The organism is Vibrio sp. 10N.261.52.A1 (genome assembly GCF_002876325.1).
Taxonomy (GTDB): Bacteria; Pseudomonadota; Gammaproteobacteria; order Enterobacterales; family Vibrionaceae; genus Vibrio; species Vibrio chagasii.
Genome location: NZ_MCYD01000197.1, coordinates 1 through 578 on the forward strand (window position 1 = coordinate 1; position 578 = coordinate 578).

Below are 578 nucleotides of genomic sequence, written 5' to 3' on the forward strand. Positions count from 1 at the left end.
TCTTAAACAGTTTGTTAGTTGCGTGCTCAACTCGTCCACCAAACCCTTTATTTGAGATTGTGTATACCCATTTATAGCTAGACGCTCACTTTCATTGACTAAGAAACCAACTAGATCAACAGAGATACTGATTAACTCTACTAATTCATTAAACGTAAAGACATAGAGTGATGGGTGCTGATGGATAAATGTATTCCTAACTGTCTGCAAACGGCTAACTTTTTCTTTTTCAAATCGCTGACTATCAATTACTTGGCTACCCATATAAGGAAGAAAGTCTTCTTTCCGCAGTTTTTCGTAAAGCCATTCGATATTATCTAAATCACCATACTCTGAGTGATAACTATCTTTTTTCCGAACTAGGCGTGAGTCCGATGTAATGAGAGCTAAACACATTGCCGATTGAACAGAGTTATGCCCGTAGATCACTGCCCATTTGAAATACGTGTTTTGCCCGCTTTCAATTTGAGACAAAGCGTCAAGTAAGCACCGCAATGACATGACTAGATCTGTTTCGAGATCAAATGATACCAACTTCTCTTTCATGTACTTACCTATTATTTTTGAAAGCAACTAAC

At 37.7% G+C, this 578-nt stretch carries 1 protein-coding gene; it reads right to left on the reverse strand.

The annotated features are described in order from the left end of the window. Nucleotides 1-546: hypothetical protein (locus tag BCT81_RS02565; protein ID WP_102423155.1), on the reverse strand; the 546-nt coding region annotated here is incomplete at its 3' end. Between the last annotated feature and the right edge of the window lie 32 nt (nt 547-578).